At 62.2% G+C, this 19,078-nt stretch carries 29 protein-coding genes; 11 read left to right on the top strand and 18 right to left on the bottom strand.

Features of this window, described 5'->3' with window-relative positions; all coding sequences use genetic code 11:
- Positions 1 to 23 precede the first annotated feature (23 nt).
- Together ALVIN_RS15820 and ALVIN_RS15815 are read right to left on the bottom strand one after the other, a co-directional pair.
- Entirely contained in the window at positions 24 to 938 is a 915-nt protein-coding gene (locus ALVIN_RS15820) for an HNH endonuclease (RefSeq protein WP_012972335.1), read from the bottom strand.
- 41 nt (positions 939 to 979) lie between these two features.
- The gene (locus ALVIN_RS15815; RefSeq protein ID WP_012972334.1) at positions 980 to 1,171 is read right to left on the bottom strand and encodes a hypothetical protein; all 192 of its coding nucleotides are present in this window, start codon (positions 1,169 to 1,171) and stop codon (positions 980 to 982) included.
- 162 nt (positions 1,172 to 1,333) lie between these two features.
- Here ALVIN_RS15815 and ALVIN_RS15810 point away from each other — a divergent pair, with 162 nt between their 5' ends.
- Genes ALVIN_RS15810 through ALVIN_RS15780 form a run of 7 tightly spaced genes read left to right on the top strand, consistent with a single transcriptional unit; the run spans position 1,334 to position 4,818 of the window.
- Complete coding sequence (locus ALVIN_RS15810) at positions 1,334 to 1,951, top strand: 3'-5' exonuclease (RefSeq protein ID WP_043796456.1); 618 nt, start codon at positions 1,334 to 1,336, stop codon at positions 1,949 to 1,951.
- Positions 1,952 to 1,988: 37 nt separating this feature from the next.
- Positions 1,989 to 2,423 carry a DUF4124 domain-containing protein gene (locus ALVIN_RS17310; protein WP_012972333.1) on the top strand — a complete coding sequence of 145 codons (435 nt, stop codon included), beginning with the start codon at positions 1,989 to 1,991 and terminating at the stop codon, positions 2,421 to 2,423.
- 50 nt (positions 2,424 to 2,473) lie between these two features.
- On the top strand, positions 2,474 to 2,653 hold the full coding sequence (locus ALVIN_RS17695; RefSeq protein ID WP_043796454.1) for a hypothetical protein: 180 nt from the start codon (positions 2,474 to 2,476) through the stop codon (positions 2,651 to 2,653).
- A gap of 26 nt (positions 2,654 to 2,679) precedes the next feature.
- The gene (locus ALVIN_RS17690; RefSeq protein WP_223295315.1) at positions 2,680 to 3,078 is read left to right on the top strand and encodes a YbaK/EbsC family protein; all 399 of its coding nucleotides are present in this window, start codon (positions 2,680 to 2,682) and stop codon (positions 3,076 to 3,078) included.
- Complete coding sequence (locus ALVIN_RS15795) at positions 3,075 to 3,641, top strand: DUF2939 domain-containing protein (RefSeq protein ID WP_012972331.1); 567 nt, start codon at positions 3,075 to 3,077, stop codon at positions 3,639 to 3,641. The genes ALVIN_RS17690 and ALVIN_RS15795 overlap by 4 nt, the downstream gene beginning before the upstream one ends.
- A 1-nt stretch (position 3,642) precedes the next feature.
- Entirely contained in the window at positions 3,643 to 4,362 is a 720-nt protein-coding gene (locus ALVIN_RS16755) for a ProQ/FINO family protein (protein ID WP_012972330.1), read from the top strand.
- A 3-nt stretch (positions 4,363 to 4,365) separates the two neighbouring features.
- A complete protein-coding gene (locus ALVIN_RS15780) occupies positions 4,366 to 4,818 on the top strand; it encodes a hypothetical protein (RefSeq protein WP_012972329.1) in 453 nt (150 codons plus the stop codon).
- A 16-nt stretch (positions 4,819 to 4,834) separates the two neighbouring features.
- Here ALVIN_RS15780 and ALVIN_RS15775 read toward each other — a convergent pair whose 3' ends face one another.
- The 12 genes from ALVIN_RS15775 to ALVIN_RS15720 form a co-directional block, all read right to left on the bottom strand.
- Entirely contained in the window at positions 4,835 to 5,494 is a 660-nt protein-coding gene (locus ALVIN_RS15775) for a hypothetical protein (protein WP_012972328.1), read from the bottom strand.
- A gap of 8 nt (positions 5,495 to 5,502) precedes the next feature.
- On the bottom strand, positions 5,503 to 6,171 hold the full coding sequence (locus ALVIN_RS15770; RefSeq protein WP_012972327.1) for a hypothetical protein: 669 nt from the start codon (positions 6,169 to 6,171) through the stop codon (positions 5,503 to 5,505).
- A 7-nt stretch (positions 6,172 to 6,178) separates the two neighbouring features.
- Positions 6,179 to 7,375 carry an RtcB family protein gene (locus tag ALVIN_RS15765; protein WP_012972326.1) on the bottom strand — a complete coding sequence of 399 codons (1,197 nt, stop codon included), beginning with the start codon at positions 7,373 to 7,375 and terminating at the stop codon, positions 6,179 to 6,181.
- 37 nt (positions 7,376 to 7,412) lie between these two features.
- On the bottom strand, positions 7,413 to 7,703 hold the full coding sequence (locus ALVIN_RS15760) for a YebG family protein (protein ID WP_012972325.1): 291 nt from the start codon (positions 7,701 to 7,703) through the stop codon (positions 7,413 to 7,415).
- 107 nt (positions 7,704 to 7,810) lie between these two features.
- Positions 7,811 to 8,455, bottom strand: a complete 645-nt coding sequence (locus ALVIN_RS15755; RefSeq protein WP_012972324.1) for a class I SAM-dependent methyltransferase — start codon at positions 8,453 to 8,455, stop codon at positions 7,811 to 7,813.
- 197 nt (positions 8,456 to 8,652) lie between these two features.
- The gene (locus ALVIN_RS15750; protein ID WP_012972323.1) at positions 8,653 to 9,009 is read right to left on the bottom strand and encodes a DUF1622 domain-containing protein; all 357 of its coding nucleotides are present in this window, start codon (positions 9,007 to 9,009) and stop codon (positions 8,653 to 8,655) included.
- Between the two features lie 33 nt (positions 9,010 to 9,042).
- Positions 9,043 to 9,480, bottom strand: coding sequence for a hypothetical protein (locus tag ALVIN_RS15745; protein ID WP_012972322.1), 438 nt, complete (start codon positions 9,478 to 9,480; stop codon positions 9,043 to 9,045).
- A 53-nt stretch (positions 9,481 to 9,533) separates the two neighbouring features.
- Positions 9,534 to 9,836 (bottom strand): hypothetical protein, encoded by a 303-nt coding sequence (locus ALVIN_RS15740; RefSeq protein WP_012972321.1) that lies wholly within the window; start codon positions 9,834 to 9,836, stop codon positions 9,534 to 9,536.
- A 43-nt stretch (positions 9,837 to 9,879) separates the two neighbouring features.
- Positions 9,880 to 11,031 (bottom strand): hypothetical protein, encoded by a 1,152-nt coding sequence (locus tag ALVIN_RS15735; protein WP_012972320.1) that lies wholly within the window; start codon positions 11,029 to 11,031, stop codon positions 9,880 to 9,882.
- 13 nt (positions 11,032 to 11,044) lie between these two features.
- Entirely contained in the window at positions 11,045 to 12,202 is a 1,158-nt protein-coding gene (locus tag ALVIN_RS15730) for an HNH endonuclease domain-containing protein (protein ID WP_012972319.1), read from the bottom strand.
- On the bottom strand, positions 12,199 to 12,711 hold the full coding sequence (locus ALVIN_RS15725) for a hypothetical protein (protein ID WP_012972318.1): 513 nt from the start codon (positions 12,709 to 12,711) through the stop codon (positions 12,199 to 12,201). Before ALVIN_RS15725 ends, ALVIN_RS15730 begins: the two co-directional genes overlap by 4 nt.
- Positions 12,712 to 12,763: 52 nt before the next feature.
- Positions 12,764 to 13,273 (bottom strand): hypothetical protein, encoded by a 510-nt coding sequence (locus ALVIN_RS15720; protein WP_012972317.1) that lies wholly within the window; start codon positions 13,271 to 13,273, stop codon positions 12,764 to 12,766.
- Positions 13,274 to 13,355: 82 nt separating this feature from the next.
- Between ALVIN_RS15720 and ALVIN_RS15715 the strand changes: the two genes are divergently transcribed.
- Together ALVIN_RS15715 and ALVIN_RS17850 are read left to right on the top strand one after the other, a co-directional pair.
- Positions 13,356 to 13,940 carry a class I SAM-dependent methyltransferase gene (locus ALVIN_RS15715; RefSeq protein WP_012972316.1) on the top strand — a complete coding sequence of 195 codons (585 nt, stop codon included), beginning with the start codon at positions 13,356 to 13,358 and terminating at the stop codon, positions 13,938 to 13,940.
- A 79-nt stretch (positions 13,941 to 14,019) separates the two neighbouring features.
- Positions 14,020 to 14,181 carry a hypothetical protein gene (locus ALVIN_RS17850; RefSeq protein WP_190275548.1) on the top strand — a complete coding sequence of 54 codons (162 nt, stop codon included), beginning with the start codon at positions 14,020 to 14,022 and terminating at the stop codon, positions 14,179 to 14,181.
- Positions 14,182 to 15,206: 1,025 nt separating this feature from the next.
- Here ALVIN_RS17850 and trfA read toward each other — a convergent pair.
- On the bottom strand, positions 15,207 to 15,986 hold the full coding sequence (gene trfA, locus ALVIN_RS15705; RefSeq protein ID WP_263053334.1) for a plasmid replication initiator TrfA: 780 nt from the start codon (positions 15,984 to 15,986) through the stop codon (positions 15,207 to 15,209).
- Positions 15,987 to 16,365: 379 nt separating this feature from the next.
- On the opposite strand from trfA, the gene ALVIN_RS15700 reads away from it, so the two are divergent.
- Entirely contained in the window at positions 16,366 to 16,860 is a 495-nt protein-coding gene (locus ALVIN_RS15700; RefSeq protein ID WP_012972313.1) for a DUF4124 domain-containing protein, read from the top strand.
- 58 nt (positions 16,861 to 16,918) lie between these two features.
- Here the strand turns inward: ALVIN_RS15700 and ALVIN_RS15695 are convergent, their stop codons facing one another.
- Complete coding sequence (locus tag ALVIN_RS15695; protein WP_012972312.1) at positions 16,919 to 17,860, bottom strand: DNA/RNA non-specific endonuclease; 942 nt, start codon at positions 17,858 to 17,860, stop codon at positions 16,919 to 16,921.
- 134 nt (positions 17,861 to 17,994) lie between these two features.
- Between ALVIN_RS15695 and ALVIN_RS15690 the strand changes: the two genes are divergently transcribed.
- Entirely contained in the window at positions 17,995 to 18,312 is a 318-nt protein-coding gene (locus ALVIN_RS15690; RefSeq protein WP_012972311.1) for a helix-turn-helix domain-containing protein, read from the top strand.
- A 5-nt stretch (positions 18,313 to 18,317) separates the two neighbouring features.
- On the opposite strand, the gene ALVIN_RS15685 is transcribed toward ALVIN_RS15690, so the two are convergent.
- Together ALVIN_RS15685 and ALVIN_RS15680 are read right to left on the bottom strand one after the other, a co-directional pair.
- Positions 18,318 to 18,668 carry a hypothetical protein gene (locus tag ALVIN_RS15685; protein ID WP_012972310.1) on the bottom strand — a complete coding sequence of 117 codons (351 nt, stop codon included), beginning with the start codon at positions 18,666 to 18,668 and terminating at the stop codon, positions 18,318 to 18,320.
- A 49-nt stretch (positions 18,669 to 18,717) separates the two neighbouring features.
- The gene (locus ALVIN_RS15680; RefSeq protein WP_012972309.1) at positions 18,718 to 19,014 is read right to left on the bottom strand and encodes an H-NS histone family protein; all 297 of its coding nucleotides are present in this window, start codon (positions 19,012 to 19,014) and stop codon (positions 18,718 to 18,720) included.
- Positions 19,015 to 19,078: the final 64 nt, after the last annotated feature.

Here is a 19,078-nt window from a genome sequence, read left to right as displayed (position 1 = left end):
TGCAGCGTCGATACAAGTCGTTTTCAGCGATTTGCTTCAAACATCTCAAACCTTTCCGCCAAATACTCCCGATTCGGCCAATCCTTCTCCTGTCTCGGCAACTGAATCCGTTGCCCGTGAAACGCCTTGATCCCACGCTCCAGCGTCGGCCCGTCCTGCTGCGCAAGCACAGCTTCAGCAATGTGGATGACGCCATCCGGATCGATCCCGAGAAGATGGCGATCGTAGGCCGTGTGATGCAGTGTCGAGAGACAGAGCCCATTGCTGACCTCCGGGCGTCCGCGCTCGTCGCGGTCGGGGATGATGTGCGCGGCCTGGAGCAGATCCGGGATCGGTAGCCCCGAGATCGCACAGCGCCGGTCATAGGCTGTCAGCACGCGCTCGCGGAACTCGGCCTGATGCAGCCGAACCTTGGCCTCGATGGTGCTGTAACGCCGGTCGATGGGCTGGGTGACAGCACGGATCTCGCCGGAGCGGGTGAACTCGAATTGGCTGCCCACGGCCACGCTATAGCGCAAGGCGAGAGCATCCCAGTCCATCAGGTAGCAGGGATAGAGAATCTGGTACAGCCCCGGAAGCAGGGCGTAGAAGTAGATCAGCGGGCTCTGATCCTCGAAGGACTCCCGCAACGCCTGATTGTCGCGGTTGTTGGGATCGTCGCCCTGGAAGGCGTAGCTGAAATAGCCGTCGTCCCCGAGACTGTCGTCGTAGCGCGCCGTGCGGCCCTTGCGGGGTCGACTCGTCTTGATGCTCAACACGCCACGCTGCATCTGTCGCGGTCGGTGAATCCCGCGTGCCTTGCCCGAAAGGTAGACGTGTTCGCCCTCAATGTGAAAGCCGGCCTCGATCGCCGACCAGGGCACCACGCCGCTGAATCGATGCGCGAGGGCCTTGCAGTGCGCGAAGGCGGCTTGGCGGATCTGATCGTCGCGGTCCATCAGCCTGTCTGCTCCACTCCCTTGCTCCTAATCCAACAGACTCAGCGTGCCCGAATCCCGTCGGTCTGCGGAGACCGTGGCCCCAGCTGAAGCGGCTCGCCCTGATAGTGCTGGATCATCACCTCCAGCATGTTGGTCATGCTGCGCTGCTCACGCACAGCCGCCTGCCGCAAGGCGGCCTTGATCTCGGGTCGAACTCGAACGGTCAGCATTTCGGTCTTGACGGTCGGCATGTTGGTCGGTCTCCCAGACTAGCCATACAGCACCTGTAGTGCGACTATAGCGCACACGGAAAGGCTTAGGCGAGCTTTCCGACGAATGGCGAGCGATTGAGTTGACGCAGATCAATTGGCTCCGAGCCGTCCGATCCAACACGACAAACGAGGAACCTCCCGCTGCACACCATCGCCGTCATCGACTTCGAGACTACCGGGCTATCCCCGGCGCACGGCGAGCGCGCCACCGAGATCGCCGCCGTCCTGGTGCAAGAGGGCCGGATCGTCGACCGCTACCAGTGTCTGATGAACGCGGGTCGGCGCATCCCACCCTTCATCAAGGCGCTGACCGGCATCAGCACCGCGATGGTCCGCCAAGCGCCGCCCGCTGAGCAGGTCATGGCCGAGGTCGCCGATTTCGTCGGCACCGTTCCACTGGTGGCCCACAATGCCGGCTTCGACAGCCGGTTCTGGGATGCCGAGTTGAGCCGGATCGGTCGCCGGCGGTGTCAGTCCTTCGTCTGCTCGATGCTGGTGGCCAAGCGCCTCATACCTGAAGCGGCCAGCTACACGCTCGGGTCGCTGGTGGCGCTGGCCAGACTGCCGAGCGCCGCGCAAGCGCACCGCGCCCTGGCCGATGCCGAGATGGCCGCGCATCTGACGCTCTATCTGGAGCGGGAGCTACAGCGCCGCTTCGGGCTGGCGACGGTCACGCATGAACTGCTGGAGCGGATTCGGAAGGTGCCCAAAAGCGGGCTTCAGAAGTGTGTGGAGCGGTATGGTTCGTCATGTAAATGAATGATTTGCACAAGAGACACAACACGGAGGCAAAGTAATGCGCAAGATCACAGCACTCATCGCTGTCATGCTGGCAACCAGCGGCGCACAAGCTCAGGTCTACAAGTGCGCCGATCCTATAACGGGTGAGACTGTCTATTCGCAGACTCAATGTGCTACTGAAGCGAAAACCGTAAACATTCAAGATATACAGGCTACACCAACAGTAGCCATCGCTGAAAATGACGCTCTTGCTCGTAGATGTGCAAACAGTATTCAATTCAAAGATCCAGATAGCGTTCGCATTGAAAAAGTCGGCGCTATGAGTGCTACAGTGATTGATTACGCAGGATCACGTATTGTTGCTAACGTTCTTCATGTTTGGATTAATGCTCGTAACAGTTATGGAGGTTACACAGGATCTAAGATGTACTATTGCTATCTTTCACAACACGATAAAAAGGTACTTTTTGTCGAATCACTTGGCGGTTGATCACTTGACGCCCGCCCCGGCACAGGATACTGCCACATGGAGTCCGGACGATGTCCTACGAACCCAATACCCGCGTCACTGTCGTCGACATCCAGATGCCGTTCTGGTCGATGGTCGTCTTCATGGTCAAGGCGGCCATCGCCTCGATCCCGGCCGTCTTCATCTTAACGGTCATCGCTTCGGTGTTCATGGCGATCCTGAGCACGCTGTTCGGCTCAGGTCCGCGCTGACCGATGAAGCCCCCGTCACCCAAGCCGTGCGCGTGCTGCGCGCCGCCGGTGTGCCTTTCGAGGGCCACCCCTACACCTATGTCGAGGGCGGCGGCACGGCCCAGTTCGCGCGTGAGTTCGGGGTCGACAAACACCTCGTCATCAAGACCCTGGTCATGGAGGACGAGCACCGCCAACCCCTGCTGGCCCTCATGCACGGCGACTGCCAAGTCTCGACCCAGGCGCTCGCCCGTGCCATCGGCGTCAAGCGGGTCACGCCCTGCGATCCCAAGGTTGCCGACAAGCATTCGGGCTATCAGGTCGGCGGCACCTCGCCGTTCGGCACCCGTCGCGCCATGCCGGTCTGCTGCGCGTGCTCCAGCCGCCCCTGGTCAGCATGGCCGTCTGACGCTCGCAAGCCCTGGAGACACCGGAGACCCGGATGAAACGCATCGCCTGGATCATCGGCTTGCTCGCCCTGCTGCCGGCGCTCTGGATCGGCGCCGGCCCTTATCTCGCCGTGGCCGACATCGAGCGCGGGATCAACGACAAGGATTCCGAACGGCTCGCCGAGCGCATGGACTTCCCGACCCTGCGCCAAAACCTCAAGGATCAGCTCAAGGTCACGCTCCTCAAGAGCGCGGCCAAGGAACTGGAGGACAATCCGTTCGGGGCGCTGGCCACGGGTCTGGCCACCACGCTGGTCGATGGCCTCGTCGATGCCTTCATCACACCGGCCGGTCTGGCCAGTCTGATGGACGGTGAACGGCCGTCCGTCGGCTCTCTCCCGTCATCAAGCACGCCGTCTAGCCCGACGCGGAAGCCGGATCAGGAACAGACACAGGACCGCGACCTCTTCAAGAACGCCCGCCACAGCTACGATTCGCTGAGCCGGTTTTCGGTCTGGGTTCCAGGCCAGGACGGCCGGGAGACGCGCTTCGTGCTGCAACGCGATGGGCTTTCGTGGAAACTGGTCAACGTGATCCTGCCGCTCGATGAGGCCACCTGAGATGACCGACACACCCAACCCGGAATCCACCGTCGCGCCCAACGCCAAGCCCCAGAAACCCTGGATCGAACTGGCCGCTCTCTATCCAGCCTGCTTCGACTGGAAACAGCCGCGCCCGCTCAAGATCGGGATTCGCGAAGACCTGATCGCCGCCGGCCATGACCAAAAGATGATCCATCGCGCCCTGGCAAAATACTGCGCACGCCGCCCCTATCTGAAGGCAACACAGGCAGGCACGCCCCGCCTCGACCTTCAGGGCCGGCCTGTCGGTGCCGTAACCGAAGCCGAAGAAGTCGTGGCCAAGGCCAAGCTCGCCGGCACCTGGACGCCGCCGAACCGTCCGGCCACCAACACCGCCTCCACCGGACAGCCAGCCCTCGACCTCCCCATCGACGCCTCACTCAGCGAGGACAACATCGTGACCGGACGCCTGGAACTGACCCTGAAGTTCTCCGACCTGCCCAAGCCGATGCCGGTCAAGAATGGGATGAAGATCGGCATCCAGACCGATTCGGCGCTGGTGGTGGCCACGCTCCCGCCGAAAGCCTGGAAGAAGCTGGAGAAGGCACAAGCGGAGTGGCCGCAGTGGGTGGCGGCGCTCACCGGGAAGCTGGGGACGCGGGCCGGGGCCGATGGCGCGGCCGTGGTGGTGCTGGAGAACCCGGCGTTGCAGGTGTTCGAGAAGAAAGCGAAGCCAACCACTACGCAACCGGAGTCCTGACCCATGCAGCCCTCTACCCTGCCCCGTGGAATCCGTTATCACTCGACACGCCATGCCTTCGGGTTACCGCTGGTGAGTGTGGCCATCGGTCCCGATCCCGAACAAGGCGAATGGCGCGGTCATGCGCGCGGTCTGCTGGCCATCGGTGATGTGGCCACGGGCTGGATCGCCCTGGGAGCCATTGCACGGGGTGGTCTGGCGTTGGGCGGACTGGCCATGGGCGGGATCGCCATCGGTGGTCTGGCGATCGGCATGGTCAGCGTGGGCGGTCTCGCGCTCGGCGCGCTCGCGCTGGGTGGCGCGGCCGGCGGACTCGTGGCCATCGGCGGAGCCGCTGTCGGATACTACGCCTTGGGCGGTGCGGCTCAGGGAGCGGCGGTCATCTCGGCCATGCAGCAGGACAGTGCCGCCGTCGACTTCTTCGCGCTGTGGGCGCCGTTCCTGCCGTTGCCCTGAGTGTGGCGACTGAGTCTCAGCGTCGATCGCGTTCGTCGACTCGACGCGCTCGCCGCTCGGCCAGCCACCACATCCCGGCTCCGAAGGCGCTACCCGCGCCCCACCACAACGCCACCGCTGTCAACCAACTTCCCGGCTCCGGCCAGTGATCCTGCTGGAGGCTGGGAATCAGATACAGCACCGCAAACAGCGGCGTCCCCCAAGCCAGTACGCCACGAGTCAAGATAAAGCGCCCTGCCCCCATCCGGCGTTCCGGCCCAAGCCTCGGCGGCTGGGCTTTAACCTCGGCGTCCCTCGCAGGGCGGTTCTTCAACCAGTGCTCCGGCACCGCCGAGCACCAAAACACCGCCCGCACCTGTGATGTCTCCCAGCCCAACAGCCAACGCGCGATCAGGGCGTTGAGCACCCAGCCGAGCAGGTATCCCAGCAGCATGCCCAGCACGAGCAGGCCCAACATCAGCGCGACCCAGAGGCCGCCATACGGATGATCGCGCACCGGAGCACCCGCCGGAACGCCCGAGACGGCTTCCAGCCAGGGGATGAGTTGGAACAGCAGTACGAAGGGCGCGAACAACCCACTGAGCGGCAGAACCCCCAGTGCTAAGCGGTAGCGCACCCGCAGACAGTCGGGAAGATGGAGGTTGAACGGCAAGGGAACCGGGCGAGCAGGTCTCATGAGGCTCCTCAATGAATATCGATGGCCCCCTCCAGCCAAGCGACCAGACAGCGAATCTCCAACCGCTCCGCCAAGACGTCGGCGCGCCGTCTGGCGTCCTGGAGCCGGCGATGCTTCGAGAGGATCGGGGCCACACGTCCGCCCTTCAGTCCAGCCGGATCCAAGAACACGGCATAGAAGCGTTCACGCCAGAGGTCATAGTGACGCGAACGGGAACGAACCCGTTCCAGAGCGGACTGGCTGGTGAGGTGACAGCGCGTCTTGCCCGCCGTCAGATAGACCCGTCGCCAGCCTACCACTACATATCCGACCAGACGCCAGGGATCGACACCGGCGCACTGCGCCTCGGTCAACAGCGGCGTGATCGAGCCATCACCTCCCTGATAGAAACGATCCGCTTCGGCCTCTATCTCGCCGAAAAACGGTGAGGGTGAATCAAGCCGCTGATCGCCGACCTGTACCGGATAGAGCACCACGGCTTCAGCGCCCGGCGCCAGATCGACGAGCTCGGCCGGCTCAGCCAGATACAGCTCCAGGGCCTCGCGCAGGATCGCCGCCGCCCCACGCTTCTCGGCCAGGCTCTCAGCTTGGCGCAGCGCCGTGCACTCACGGGCAATGACACGCTCCCACGCCTTCAGCTCAGGATTCGGACGTGGCTGTCGTAGATCGTGGGGCATGGCGGCTTCACCCCTTGATGCAGACCAGCTGCTTGAGGGTATGCACCACCTCGACCAGATCGGCCTGATTGGCCATGACCTGATCGATGTCCTTGTAGGCACCGGGGATCTCGTCGAGCACGCCCTTGTCCTTGCGGCAGATCACGCCCTGGGTCTGGGCCGCCAGATCCGCCGGCGTGAACTGCTTCTCAGCGGCCGTGCGGCTCATACGCCGCCCGGCGCCGTGGGCGCTTGAACAGAAGCTCTCGGGATTGCCCTGGCCGCGCACGATATAGCTGCGCGCGCCCATGCTGCCCGGCACGATGCCCAGCTCGCCGTTGCGCGCCCGGATCGCGCCCTTGCGCGTCACCCAGACATTGGCCCCGAAGTGATGCTCGCGCTCGACATAGTTGTGGTGGCAGTCGATGACCGCGTCGGTCAGTTCGAAGGCCGGCAGATGCCGTTCGAGCGCGGCCAGCACCAGGTGCATCATCTGTTCGCGATTGACGCGCGCATAGGTCTGCGCCCAGGACACGGCCGCGACATAGTCGTCGAAGTACGGCGTGCCCTCGGGAAAGTAGGCCAGATCCCGGTCGGGGAGCCGGATCATCCAGCGCTGCATCTCGCGTCGCGCCAGATCGATGAAATAGGTGCCCATGGCGTTGCCGATGCCGCGACTGCCCGAGTGCAGCATGACCCAGATCCGGTCGTCCTCATCACGGCACACCTCGATGAAGTGATTGCCGCTGCCGAGCGTGCCGAGCTGGTTGACCCAGTTGTCGAAGCGCTTGAACGCCTTGCGCAGTTGAGGATGCTTGTCGGTCAGCGCCGCCAGAGGGTCGGCAAAGGGTTCGGCGGCCTGGGTGCAGGCGCGGTCGTTGCGGTGCTGATCGCGTCCGACTGGCACGTCGCGGCTGATCTGATCGAAGACGCGCTTGAGCGCTGATTCATCGAGCTGATCGACTGTCAGTGAGGTGCGCGCCGCCGCCATGCCGCAGCCAATATCCACGCCCACAGCCGCAGGGATGATGGCCTTGTCGGTGGCGATCACGCTGCCGATGGTGGCGCCCAGGCCGGCATGAACATCCGGCATGGCGGCGATATGACGGTGGATGAACGGCAACCTGGAGAGGTTGACTAATTGCTCGCGCGAGAGGGTATCCAGTTCGTCGGTCCAAACCTTGATCGGCTTGTCGCCGTCGGTGATGACTTGCTTGATGGTCATATCGATTCCTGTCGCTCACCGCTCTAGAGATGGAACTTTACGCCGTCACGGTCTTGAGTCGCGTTGGTTGGTTGGGCTTGGTTTCAGGCTCCACTGGCTTGCCCTTCAGGATCAGCTCGACCTCGCGTGCATGACGCGCCAGATGCACTGTCAGCGTCTCCAGGTCTTCATCGGGCAGGTTCGGTAATACCGACCCGGCGCGCAGCCAGTCGGCCAGGCGCTCGGCGTTCTCCAGAATCCGGTCATAGGCTTCGGCGGCCTTCTTGTCGGCGGTGCGCAAGCGTTCCACTCCCCGGCGGTCACGGACGATGTATTCGATCTCGATCATGGTGCGGCCCTGTTTCGGCCATCAGTGTTCTGGGACGGGGAGTATAGCGCTCGGAGGGGCGCCCCTTGGACGCACAACAGATCCTGGAGGTGACGCGCCGCCTGGCCTCATCGCTCCGGAACTCGATGGTCATCGGCCAGTCGGGCCGTGACCCAGAGGAAGCATTCGCCGCCGATCGTGCGCCGCTCGGCCTGCTCGATCGCCAGTCCCGCCGTCGTCAGCTGTGTGGTCAGTTCTTCGGGGGTCGTGTGGCTGTAGAACAGGCGCTGGTCCATAAAGATCTTCTCGCCCTCGAACCGCTCCTGTCCCGTGTAGTCGGCCGTGGCATAGGTGAACAGCAGCCTTCCCTGCGGCTTGAGCCAGTCTCGCAGGCGCGAGAAGAGCGCCGTATGCTCCCTCCAGGGTAGATGGAAGAGGCTGTAGATCAGGCAGATGGCGTCGAAGTGAGCGGCCGGGAACTCAACCTCTCGCATGTCGGCCTGGATGCACTGCATCGTCGGGCACGCGCGCGCAGCCAGCTCCAACATGGCGTGGCAGAAGTCGACCCCAGTGACCGTCCAGCCGCGCTCAATGAAGGTCCGGGCGACCGGCTCTCCAGCCCCGCAACCGAGATCTAGCAATGCACCCTGTTTCGGCAGCCGTGCGAGAAAGGCGTCCAACACCGGATCCAGGTTAAATTGACCGCGTTGCCCATCATAGGTCGCCGCAAACGCCTCGTAGGCACGGCGAACGTCTTCGCGACTGTCCTGCATAAGAACACTGCCCGCAAGCTTCAAAAGAGGTTGCTGAAGCTATCATAGATCATACGCCGCGTGTTGCCACGATAATCCCATGCCTCAGGTCAGAGCGGCACAGGATCTGTTCAAGTAGCCTGTGCGTGATGCCGTGGTGTCCCATCCCCGGCTCATCGCGACGATTGAGCGGACCTAGCCGATGGTATCGGGCCAGATCACTCGGGTGACTGGCCCTCCCGCCCCCGCTGCCATGGCCAGCGCCCCTCCAGTTCCACCTGAAGCGCCATGCTCAGGAAGGTTCTAATCAGCACGATCAGACCCAGCACCATCACGCCATCTAGCGTCGGCGGCACCGCCACAGTGCGGATGATGTCGGCGGCGACCAGCAGTTCCAGACCCAGCAGGATGCCGCGCCCCAGATCCTGCCGCAGTCGGTGGTACGGATCGCTCTCGGCACGTCGCTGTATCAGATAGCGCCCGCCGGCGATCAGGATACCGGCGACGATGACCAGCACCCCGGCACCGTCGATCAGCAGGGCGATCCATTCGATGATGTCCTTGAAGTGGCTCATGTTTGTATCGGTTCCTCAATCCCACAGCCGGGGTTAACCGATCTGCGTCACGCGCGACCCGGCATACTCCAGCGTGAACCCGCCTTTCAGGTAGCCCCAGTTCGCCATGAGCGCGATGTCAATCCGGTCACAGGGCTGAAGCGCCTCGGCCAGAGCCGTCAGATCGAGGCCCCGGTCGAAGGTGAGCGGCACGGTCTGTCCGGCGATCTGCGCTGACCGCACCACACCGTTTCGGATCGCCAGAGCCGCACAGGTCTGACCTGAGTCCCGTTTGGAAACCGACACCATCGCGATACGATCCGCCGGCAGCGGAATGATGAAGGGCGATCCGCCGATAGCGAAAGACGCGGCAACCTGTTCAACGGCTCTCTCCAGTTGCCGGGCATCCCAGACCATCAGGCCCATGAGCACAAGCAGGGGCAAGCCCAGCAGCAGGCCGATCCATTTCAGAAGTTTGATGAGAATGCGCATGGCTGTCAGGCCTTCCCGCTGATGTGTCCAACGCCCGAGACCGATCCTGGTTTTCACTGCCCGACTGGCCCGCTCATTACCGGAACGCTGGCGAGCACGCCCAGGGCGATCATCCAGAAGAGCAGCGAGATGTAGCCACGGCGGAGCAGATTGACGCCAAAGCCAAGCAGATAGATCGACTGCGCCAACCGAATCGCCCCTTCCCCGACAACTCCGGCATCCAGCTCGGGCAGCGCTCCGTTCAGCCAGACTCCGAACTGAACCAGCCACCAGAGACCGGCCGCCACGCTGATGAGTCCGACACCGATCTCGAAGCGGCGAAACGGTTTCTGTATCGATTGTGGGATGAGGGTCATGCTTGGACGATCACTCGTTCAGCCTGTTTTCGCTGAGTGCGGATCAATGCACCACATAGGGTTTGGGCTTCACCGCCCCCGCTGCGACACTCCCGCCATTGACCAGCACCGGCTTGATCCAGGCCATGCGCGTCTCGCTCCGGCCTTCACCGTAACGCACCCGGCGGAAGTGTCCGCGTCGCCAGTGCGGGCGCACCTGAGCACCCGGCTCACCGTCTGCCCCTGCACTCCCAGCCTCATGCTCGGCCTCCACGCTCGGCCCGACCAGGATGTGATCGTAGGCCGTCCCCAGCTGCCGCTTGAGCCGCGCCGCCTTCTTCGGTCCCAGTCCCTTCAAACGCCGCTCCAGGTCCGTGCGCTCGCGTGTCGGGATCAGCTCGGCGTCGGGCAAATTCAGATAGACCAGCACCTTGGCCAGTTCGCTGATGATGGGGGCCAATGTCCGCCTCTCGGCCGGATCGAGCGGCATCATGCCCGGACTGGAGTAGGCGGCGGGGTCGTTGTAGAAGGTAATGTGTCGCTCAAGCACCGTGTTCAGGCACTCGTCCTCGTCCTGAATGAGCAGTAGCAGGTTCTGGGAAGCGTCATCAGCGGCATGAGCCTTACCGACCGGCGAGCCGGTGATGACGAGTTCGACGGCCCGTGCCGGTTGGCTGGGATCGAGCTTGAGCGCCCGATTGCGGACTGGGTTGGCCAGCGTCGGATGTTCGGCTGGTAGCTGATAGGAGCCGACATAGACGCCCTCGCACTCGTGCATTCCTGATTCACGGTTGGGCAGGCGCAACGGATTGGGACGGGCAAACTCGACATAGGCCAGCGGATAGGGGGCGCGGAAGAAGCGGCTGGGCAGTCCTCGATCCAGATCGCTTTCGGCCAGCAGTCCCTGGAGGGTCGGCGCGACCTTGAGGATCGGATCGCCATGTGCGCGCAGTCGGCCACGGGTGAGGATCAGCATGAAGGTTCCCATGCCCTGACCGCTGAAGACCCCGAAGTGATGAACAGCCAGATCATGCAGGCCGGGAACGATGTTGATGAGCGCTTCGGTCGGGGTGGTTTCGTCGATCAGGATGGGGCGAAGCTCGGCCAGCGGGGCGGCGTGCCCGAGAATCTGGCTGTCGACGGCCGTACCGGTCGCCGCTTCCAAGCGCACCGGATGCGGCAGGGCCATCACGCTGGGGTCGTTCATTGGGTCCATTCAGGTATTCCATTCAGGGGCTGTAGCGCCAGTCGGGCATGAAACCCTGATTGGCTGCCAGAGTCAGCAAAGGGCCGATATTGTGCGCGTAGGCGTTCTGAAGCTGATCGAAGTCCAGCAGCGCTTCCAGCGACGGCAAGTGCAGATCGGCCAGATAGTCTTCGACCGCCTTGCCGAAGCGCGCCTCGCCGAGTGACTGGCGTGCGATCAGGAGTCCCTGATGCTGCAAGGTCACGAATCCCGGAAGGTAGTCTGCGCTCGGGAGCCGGTTGGACTTGGCCGAGTTCACGGCGGACGGAGCCGGGATCAGGTTCCAGAGCTGGTCATGGGCCACGAAAGACCAGGGCAGATAGTGATCGAGGGCAAAGCTCGTGGCGTTCAGCAGCTCGCCGGAATAGATGCAGGTCAGCGGTGGATCGGTCGCCTGTTCCAGAATCCCGCGCCAATACTTCGTCTGCTTGGTCAGCGCCTCGCGCCTGGCCGGGGGGAAGAGCTTGTTCGACAGGCCCGGCGTGGTCGGGTTGCGCCGCTGCATGTAGTGCAGCCAGTGCCAAGCCGCCCAGCCCTCAATGATCGAGCAGTGGCGTTCCAGATAGGCGGCCCAAGCCGGGTGCCAGCGGATGGCCGAGCAACGCGAATAGTCGTCACTGTCGAAGCAATAGAGCGGGCGCGCCTTCTCGAAGTGGGCATTAGTGATCGCGGGCATGGCGCGCTCGAACACCATCCAGGCACCCCGGTCGACGCCCTGCAAGTGCGGCTCAAGGAAGGGAGCCAGCAGACGATAGGGGACGAACTCCATCAGCCGCCCGGCGTCCTTGAGCGTGGTTGCTTTCAAGGCTGCACGTAGTGCCTTGTGATCCAGAGTGCTGTGATTGGCGCTGCCCAAGTCCAGCTTCAGCCCATCGAGCTTCTGCGCGATCGTATCCTGAGCGCCGAACGACAGCTTGAAGAAGGTGTGTGGATACCACGCGATCACCAGCATCTCGACGATGAGCTCGTCGTAGGTGTAGGGCCGTTCGGTATCGAAGCGATGACGCTTGAGCAGATCCAGGAGCGCGAGGAAGAAGACGAACTTGTAGGAGTTCGTGGTGTGCCGGAACAGCCCCGAGAGCGCCCCGATGTTGAGGTCGGGCGCGGGCGGTAGCGTCTGATCCTGGATCGGATCGATCATGCTTCGGCGTATCCCATCGCCTTGAGCAGCGCCTCGATGCGCGCCTCAATGGCCGTCCAGGTCTCTTTCATCATGGCCCGCTGGCGATCCTCCAGATTGGCAAGGCTCAGACGTGGGTCGATGTCCTCCAGCGTGCCGCCATCCGGCATAGCCAGACACATGGTTTCGGCATTGAAGCGAGCCAGTTCGGGTGCATTAGCCTCGATCCAGCTTGGAATGTCATGCTCGACTGAGCGCTCCAGTGTCGGGCACTTCTCGCACAGATAGTCGAGCATACTGGCGTAGAAGGTGTCCATCGTCAGCCGGTAGCGCAGATCCTCGCCGGGAAACAACTCGGCGGCCAGGGCTCCGACGTTGGTCTCAGCGATAAACTGCTCGGCGGCCTCGTCGATGGTCTTGGCGTCCGCCGCGAGAAAGTTATCGAACGCCGCTGAAATCGGCTCGAACTCTCGCGTAGCCATGATCCGGCAGAGCATTTCGACGATATCGCGGGCGAGTTCCTGAGACATGGGGTTCCTGAGAGTCGGTGGAGGAAGCTGGATCCCGATTGTAGACAGTCGATCACGACTCGGCATAGCCAGAGACTGAGAGCAGGGTTTCGATACGCATCTCGATGGCCCGCCATGTAACCGAAAGCATGGCGTTCTGATCGGCATCCAGATACTCGAAGTCCAGGCGCGGATCGATGTCTTCCAGAGTACCGGCACCGGGCAAGGCCGCTTCGAGGATATTGCGGTTGATGGTTGCGATCCGGGTTGCGTTGCTGTCGAACCAGCTTGGAATGCCATGCCCGACCGAAGCATCGCAATGCGGACACTTTTCCCGGCAGTAGTCGATCACGCTGCCCTGAAAAACCTCCAGCATCAGGCTTGCACGTAGTTCCTCGCCCTCGAACTCGCGCGACCGCTCAGCAAGGCTTATCCGCGCCATGACCTCTTCAGCGCACACATAGATGGCGTCGGCGTCGAGTTGCAGCAGCGCATCGAACGCTTCCCAGATCTGATCGAAGTCGCCCGTGGCCATGATCTCGGGCAGGTTGGCAACGATGGTGCGGGCGCGTTCGTGATCCATGCGAGTCCTTGGCCTGTTCCGGCTGGTGGCGGTTTTGGGTGGACGTGTAGACGCGCCATTGTAGCGCGCCCACAATCCACACATGACCATCGACTACTACGACACCCACGCCGCCGCCTTTTTCGCCGAGACGCGCGACGTCGACATGGAACCGCTCTACGCGCGCTTTCTCGCCCACGTCCAGCCGGGCGGCCGGCTGCTCGATGCCGGGTGCGGTTCGGGCCGCGATACCCGTGCTTTCCTGGAACGCGGCTATGCCGTAACCGCCTTCGATGCTTCGCCGACACTGGCGACACTGGCCTCAGCGCATTGCGGGATCGAAGTCGAGACTCGCCGTTTCCAGGAAGTCGAATGGCTCGATACCTTCGACGGCATCTGGGCCTGTGCGAGTCTGCTGCATGTCCCGTTGTCCGAACTGCCCGAGGCCGTGCGTCGTCTCGCGCGCGCACTCAAGCCCACTGGCGTGCTCTATGCCTCGTTCAAGTACGGCTCGGGTGAACGTGAGCATCACGGTCGACGCTTCACGGATCTCGATGAGGATAGACTGACGGCGTTGGTATCCGGGATCGAGGGACTGGAGATCCAGGAGATCTGGACCACAGCCGATCGGCGACCGGGGCGGGAGTCCGAGCGCTGGCTGAACGCCTTGCTACAATATCTTGAGTGATCTACTCGAATTGCCTACATCATCATGTTGAGGAACAACCATGGATCGTAAACTTGTGTGCTCGAAGTGCGGGAAGAATATGCGAAGCTACGCAGAGGTTGGCTACGACGGCCCCGAGCGTGACGGCAAGCCGGATCTCGGAAACGAAGACTGCAACGTCCCGATGAACTGGATGCTGTTGTGCAAGTCATGTGCGGTCGAGTTCGGATTGCCGAACGATGCGGAGCTTGAGACGGCCTGAAACACAGCGAGTCGCGTCCAGTCGAGAGGTTGCCGTTCTACGTGTCCAGCCTCTGATCGGTCGGTGCTATCCCGTGCCACCATCGGTGCTATGCCCCGCCCTGGTTTTCCGACCTGCATCCGCCTGAGTGGCCTGAATGCCGCGATGTCCGGCGTCTATCCGGTCGGTGCTATCCCGTGTCTGCATGGGTTCTATCCCATGCCCATCGGCGCTATCCCGTGCCGCCATCGGTGCTGTGCCCCGCCCTGTTTTGCCGACCGGCATCCGCTGGATGCAGCCTGAGTGCCACGATGTCTGGCACCCATGCGCTCGGTACTGTCCCGTCTGCATGGATTCTATCCCGTGGTGCGATCTAGGTTGTCCGCCTGTTTGGGGGTCGACCATCGGTGCTATCCCGTGCCGCCATCGGTGCTGTGCCCCACCCTGTTTTTCCGACCGGTATCCACTGGATTCGGCCTGAGTACCACGATGTCCGGCGTCTATCCGGTCGGTGCTGTCCCGTGTCTGCATGGGTTCTATCCCATGCCCATCGGTGCTGTGCCCCACCCTGTTTTTCCGACCGGCATCCGCTGGATGCGGCCTGAGTGCCACGATGTCTGGCGCCCATGCGCTCGGTGCTTGGGATGCGCCCAATAGATTAGGAAGGGATTAAAAATAGATTAAAAGAAGATTAGGCGATTTCGGAAATCAAAAAAAGTTATTTAATTTCAAATGATTGCGTGTGATTTTTGCGATGCCACCATCGGCGCTATCCCATGCCACCATCGGCGCTATCCCATGCCACCATCGGCGCTATCCCATGCCACCATCGGCGCTATCCCATGCCACCATCGGCGCTATCCCATGCCACCATCGGCGCTATCCCATGCCACCATATGGCAACCTCCAATGACAGGGCAGAGCCATTTCGGCGCGCAATCAGGCCAGGATTGCGGTTTGTTTGCGGCTGAACATCGGCGCTATCCCGTGCCACCATCGGCGCTATCCCTTGCCTTAAGGTCTCGAAGTAACATGCGATTTCGATTTTATTTTGTTGATTTTTCTTTATTTTTCTTCAAAAGATGCTTGGATTGGCTCGGAGTTGGGATTTTGTTGAGATGCACGAGATCCGCTTCGTCGATGTTCCATGACCAGCCTGTTGCTTCTTCCAGTTTCGCCAGCGCCGCTTTCAACTCCGCTCGAAAGTGGTAGAGCTGTTTGATCTCGCTTCCCGAAAGCTGATGCAGGGTCTTGACCTTGAGCGGGAAGGGCTGGGCGTGGGTTGAGTAGAAGCCGTGGAGCCACTGAGCCAGCGGCTGCCGCTTGAGCTGCTGACGTTGCTGCCAGTCGATCTGACTCCAGCCATCCGGGCCGTAGAGCGCCACGATGGCTGGGTTCATCTCGATGCAGTATTCCCCGGTCTCATCATCGCGTCCGCCGTGCTGGATCATGGGACCGAAGTAGGCGAACTTGCCGTGCTTGGCTTCGATGACCGCAGAGGCTAGACGGCTGAAGGCGCTCTTGAGCCATTCGACGTCCTTTCCTCCCGTCGAGCGATGGATGTTTTTGAGGAAGCTGTGTGCTGTGAAATGGATGCGACAGCCGACACCCCCCTGACGGGCCAGATGCAGACACTGTTCCCAGACATCCAGATCGGCTTGATCGAGCCGGGGGCCGGTGTAGCGCACCTCGTAGCCGTCCAGGCTCGTGACGATTTCGCGATCCATGTAGCGCCTTGGGCCACGCTTGATCGCTCCGAATAGCGCTGAACGCAACGCCACATTCGGCACACCCCGAACCTGATCCGGCCAGATCGGTAGCGGCAACTGAAGGATCTTGGCTGTCTCTTCCGATTGGCGCTTCTTGGCGCGCTCGGCGCTGAGGGCTTCGAGTCGCGCAAGCGTACCCAGCATCGATTCCTTCGCGCATCCTGTTGGCTCGCTCGGCGCTGTCGACGGGTCATGGGCCGGCGACTGCTCCGGAGCAGTGTTGGGGCCGGATGGAGATTCCGGCAGTGTCTGAGGTCGGCGAGCCATCCTATGGTCCTCCAGGCGCCATGACGTGTGTTTTTTCGTCCCCGATCATACCGGATGGACACCAACCGGGCGACCCGAGATGACGCGCGCTGATACATGGCGTTGCCACGCCGCGTCGTATTCGGGCATCCTCCCGGCTGGAGTCGCCATTCAGAAGGAACGCCCCATCATGCGCCGCTTCGTGCTCATCGCCCCGCTGACCCTGCTCGCCGTTGATGCCTTCGCCGACACCCTCTATCGCTGCCAGGATGCCAAGGGCCGCGCGGTCTTCTCCGACGAGCCATGCGGTCCATCCGCCGAGATCGTCGAGCTGGAGGTCCACCGCCCGAGCGCCGCGCAACGGCGCGAGGCCCAGCGTCGGACGGCTGAAGCGGTGGCCATCACCGACGAGATCATGCGGCAACGCACCCGGCAACGCGCCCTAGCGCGCGAAGCCGAGATCCGGTTCTATCAAGAGCGGCAGCGTCAGATCGAACGCGAGAAGGCCGAGAGAGACGCCGAGCGCTCGCGCACAGGGAGCACGCGCTATATCGTCAGGGATCTGCGTCCACCATCCCCGCCGCCCTCGAACGGCATCAAGCCACCCAAACCTGATCGCAAGGATCTGAAACCGCCACCGAAGCGACCGCCGAAACCACGGCCACCACATCCACCAAGGCCCTGACACGAACTGGAGGCCGGACGATTCTATCGTCGCTGACCTCCATCTGACTCGGTTGTTGTCAGCGACACAGCGCCTCGCACGGCACCCCGTCACCATCCCCATCGAGCGACCGCACACCGCAGTTGTTGAGGTGATGCATCGCTTCCTCACAGCTCGACATCTGCTTGCAGTAGCGCTTGCTGCCGCACTCTCCGAATGCTGATGTGGACACGGCCCTCACCACAGGTGCCGGCTCGCTTGGCCCCGATCCGGCCACGGCCCCGCCGCCCAATGCGGGCTTGATCCCCGGCAGGAACTCGATGCCCGTGCGCTTCAACAGTTCCTCATAGCTGATTGGGCGTCTCATACGGGCCTCATTGGTGTTCTCGACCCAGTAAGCCCAAGCCTTGTTATCGGCGGCATCGTAGACCAGCTTGTAGAGATAGCTCGGCACCCAGACGCGCCCCGCTCCGATGGTCTCAGGCTTGGCGCTGAACACCGGCCCGGTGAACACGAACACGTCGCCCTTGGCGCGCATGGCGTACTGTCGGGCCGGCTTCTCGACGTTCTTGGCCCAAATGCCCCGGTTATTCTCGGAGGCTTGCGGGACCATGTTCGCCAGCGAGAACGACTGCGCCATCGCTTCGGGCGTGGGCATGTCGGCGGCTGGGGCCAGATGCCCCCGGTCAAAGCCCGATCCCTTGTAGTCGGCCAGACGGGCGCGGTGTGCGCTCGGTAGACGTGCCTCCTCATAGAACTTGTCGGTTCGTTCCTCATCCTGAGCGTCGATCAGCCGGGCGCGGTTCAGCTTCTCGACGACGAATACCGCCGTCTTGGACTCGCCGGAGTGCAGGATGGCGAAGTCCGACATGCAGAGATCGCGGATCTTGCCCGGACTCATGCTGACCTTGGGCGGGGTCTGGTTGGGGAAGTAATCGCGGCAGGCATCGAAAGCCGCGTGACTGGCTGTGCTGATGGACAGCAGCAGGATGGGCAGGGCAAAACGGATCGAACGGAACATTTACGGTCTCCATCATGTTGAAGGGACCGCGAAGGGTACGGGAAGGTATCACAGAGGGCGAATCGGGATGCCGAACGGCTGGGTTCGGATCTGTGTTGTATAATACTTAGTGTGATACAAAAGCGGAGATGAGCATGGCTAAACAGTACCGCAGCGAAGTGCTGGCCTCGATCCATGAAACGATGGAAGCCCTGCATGAGATGGGCGCGATCGACAAGCAGACCATGCGTGAATTCGACGACGCCTGCCTGACACCGGTCGAATCCTTTCCGCCAGAGGCGATTCGCGCCCTGCGCGAACGTGAACATCTCTCACAGCCGGTCTTTGCCCGCTATCTCAACGTCAGCAAAAACCTGATCTCCGACTGGGAGCGTGGTGTGAAACGCCCCGGCGGGCCGGCACTGCGTCTTCTGACCGTCATTGAGAAGAAAGGCATCCAGGCTATTGCCTGAACGCTTTAGCGTCGGAGCGGATAGAGGAAGGCGAGCAGCACCAGAAACGCCGCCCCGACATCGGCTGCACGCTCCCAGATCGGCTCGACCTGGATGGCGACCAGCAGCAGAAATAGAGCGATGATGGCTGAGATCACGCCCCAGAGGATCAGACGCCGACGCTGGGCGCGCGGGTCAGCATGGGATTGCGCGAACCGGACACCGAGAAACACCGCCACGGCTCCAAACAGGGCCGCGATCAGAAGCGCAGCGGGAGAATGCGTGCCCGATCCAGACTGGATCGCGTTCCATTGAGGCAACGCCAAAGCCGCGCAGAGTCCGAGCGCGGCATAGGCGAGTGGACGTTCGATCAGCACGGAGACTTATCGCCTCTCAGCCGAAAGCCGGATTGCTTTAGGCCGCCTCTTACGCCTCGATCAGATAGTCGTCCCGGTTCTTGTCCTTGAGCCAACTCGGGATCGGTCCCCTCCCCGTCCAGGTCTTGCCGGTCTCGGGATCACGATATTTCGGCGGGGCTTTCGACTTGGCTTTGCCTTTCTTCGTGCTGGAAAACAGGTCTTCCGGCGTCAATTGGAATGTCGTGATCAGACTCAACGCTTGCTCGATCGCCTGTCCGCGCGCGGCTTTACGTGCATTTTCAATCTTCTCGTCCAGAAGTCTTTTCTGCTCAAGCAGTTCTTGGAGTTCTTCTTGTGTCGACATGGCCTGTTCTGTTCGTTGTTGTCAGAGAGGCTGTATCAAAACACAAAGTAAACTCACTGACAAC

The sequence above is a fragment of the Allochromatium vinosum DSM 180 genome (genome assembly GCF_000025485.1).
GTDB lineage: Bacteria > Pseudomonadota > Gammaproteobacteria > Chromatiales > Chromatiaceae > Thermochromatium > Thermochromatium vinosum.
The sequence above is the reverse complement of the archived record's forward strand: the minus strand, read 5'-3'. Positions and strand labels throughout refer to the sequence as shown.

Bases quoted from the DNA above. Each gene is read 5' to 3' on its own strand.
- ALVIN_RS15820 (WP_012972335.1), bottom strand. From the start codon at position 938: ATGGACCGCGACGATCAGATCCGCCAAGCCGCCTTCGCGCACTGCAAG.
- ALVIN_RS15815 (WP_012972334.1), bottom strand. From the start codon at position 1,171: ATGCCGACCGTCAAGACCGAAATGCTGACCGTTCGAGTTCGACCCGAG.
- ALVIN_RS17310 (WP_012972333.1), top strand. From the start codon at position 1,989: ATGCGCAAGATCACAGCACTCATCGCTGTCATGCTGGCAACCAGCGGC.
- ALVIN_RS17695 (WP_043796454.1), top strand. From the start codon at position 2,474: ATGTCCTACGAACCCAATACCCGCGTCACTGTCGTCGACATCCAGATG.
- ALVIN_RS15795 (WP_012972331.1), top strand. From the start codon at position 3,075: ATGAAACGCATCGCCTGGATCATCGGCTTGCTCGCCCTGCTGCCGGCG.
- ALVIN_RS16755 (WP_012972330.1), top strand. From the start codon at position 3,643: ATGACCGACACACCCAACCCGGAATCCACCGTCGCGCCCAACGCCAAG.
- ALVIN_RS15780 (WP_012972329.1), top strand. From the start codon at position 4,366: ATGCAGCCCTCTACCCTGCCCCGTGGAATCCGTTATCACTCGACACGC.
- ALVIN_RS15775 (WP_012972328.1), bottom strand. From the start codon at position 5,494: ATGAGACCTGCTCGCCCGGTTCCCTTGCCGTTCAACCTCCATCTTCCC.
- ALVIN_RS15770 (WP_012972327.1), bottom strand. From the start codon at position 6,171: ATGCCCCACGATCTACGACAGCCACGTCCGAATCCTGAGCTGAAGGCG.
- ALVIN_RS15765 (WP_012972326.1), bottom strand. From the start codon at position 7,375: ATGACCATCAAGCAAGTCATCACCGACGGCGACAAGCCGATCAAGGTT.
- ALVIN_RS15760 (WP_012972325.1), bottom strand. From the start codon at position 7,703: ATGATCGAGATCGAATACATCGTCCGTGACCGCCGGGGAGTGGAACGC.
- ALVIN_RS15755 (WP_012972324.1), bottom strand. From the start codon at position 8,455: ATGCAGGACAGTCGCGAAGACGTTCGCCGTGCCTACGAGGCGTTTGCG.
- ALVIN_RS15750 (WP_012972323.1), bottom strand. From the start codon at position 9,009: ATGAGCCACTTCAAGGACATCATCGAATGGATCGCCCTGCTGATCGAC.
- ALVIN_RS15745 (WP_012972322.1), bottom strand. From the start codon at position 9,480: ATGCGCATTCTCATCAAACTTCTGAAATGGATCGGCCTGCTGCTGGGC.
- ALVIN_RS15740 (WP_012972321.1), bottom strand. From the start codon at position 9,836: ATGACCCTCATCCCACAATCGATACAGAAACCGTTTCGCCGCTTCGAG.
- ALVIN_RS15735 (WP_012972320.1), bottom strand. From the start codon at position 11,031: ATGGACCCAATGAACGACCCCAGCGTGATGGCCCTGCCGCATCCGGTG.
- ALVIN_RS15730 (WP_012972319.1), bottom strand. From the start codon at position 12,202: ATGATCGATCCGATCCAGGATCAGACGCTACCGCCCGCGCCCGACCTC.
- ALVIN_RS15725 (WP_012972318.1), bottom strand. From the start codon at position 12,711: ATGTCTCAGGAACTCGCCCGCGATATCGTCGAAATGCTCTGCCGGATC.
- ALVIN_RS15720 (WP_012972317.1), bottom strand. From the start codon at position 13,273: ATGGATCACGAACGCGCCCGCACCATCGTTGCCAACCTGCCCGAGATC.
- ALVIN_RS15715 (WP_012972316.1), top strand. From the start codon at position 13,356: ATGACCATCGACTACTACGACACCCACGCCGCCGCCTTTTTCGCCGAG.
- ALVIN_RS17850 (WP_190275548.1), top strand. From the start codon at position 14,020: ATGCGAAGCTACGCAGAGGTTGGCTACGACGGCCCCGAGCGTGACGGC.
- ALVIN_RS15700 (WP_012972313.1), top strand. From the start codon at position 16,366: ATGCGCCGCTTCGTGCTCATCGCCCCGCTGACCCTGCTCGCCGTTGAT.
- ALVIN_RS15695 (WP_012972312.1), bottom strand. From the start codon at position 17,860: ATGTTCCGTTCGATCCGTTTTGCCCTGCCCATCCTGCTGCTGTCCATC.
- ALVIN_RS15690 (WP_012972311.1), top strand. From the start codon at position 17,995: ATGGCTAAACAGTACCGCAGCGAAGTGCTGGCCTCGATCCATGAAACG.
- ALVIN_RS15680 (WP_012972309.1), bottom strand. From the start codon at position 19,014: ATGTCGACACAAGAAGAACTCCAAGAACTGCTTGAGCAGAAAAGACTT.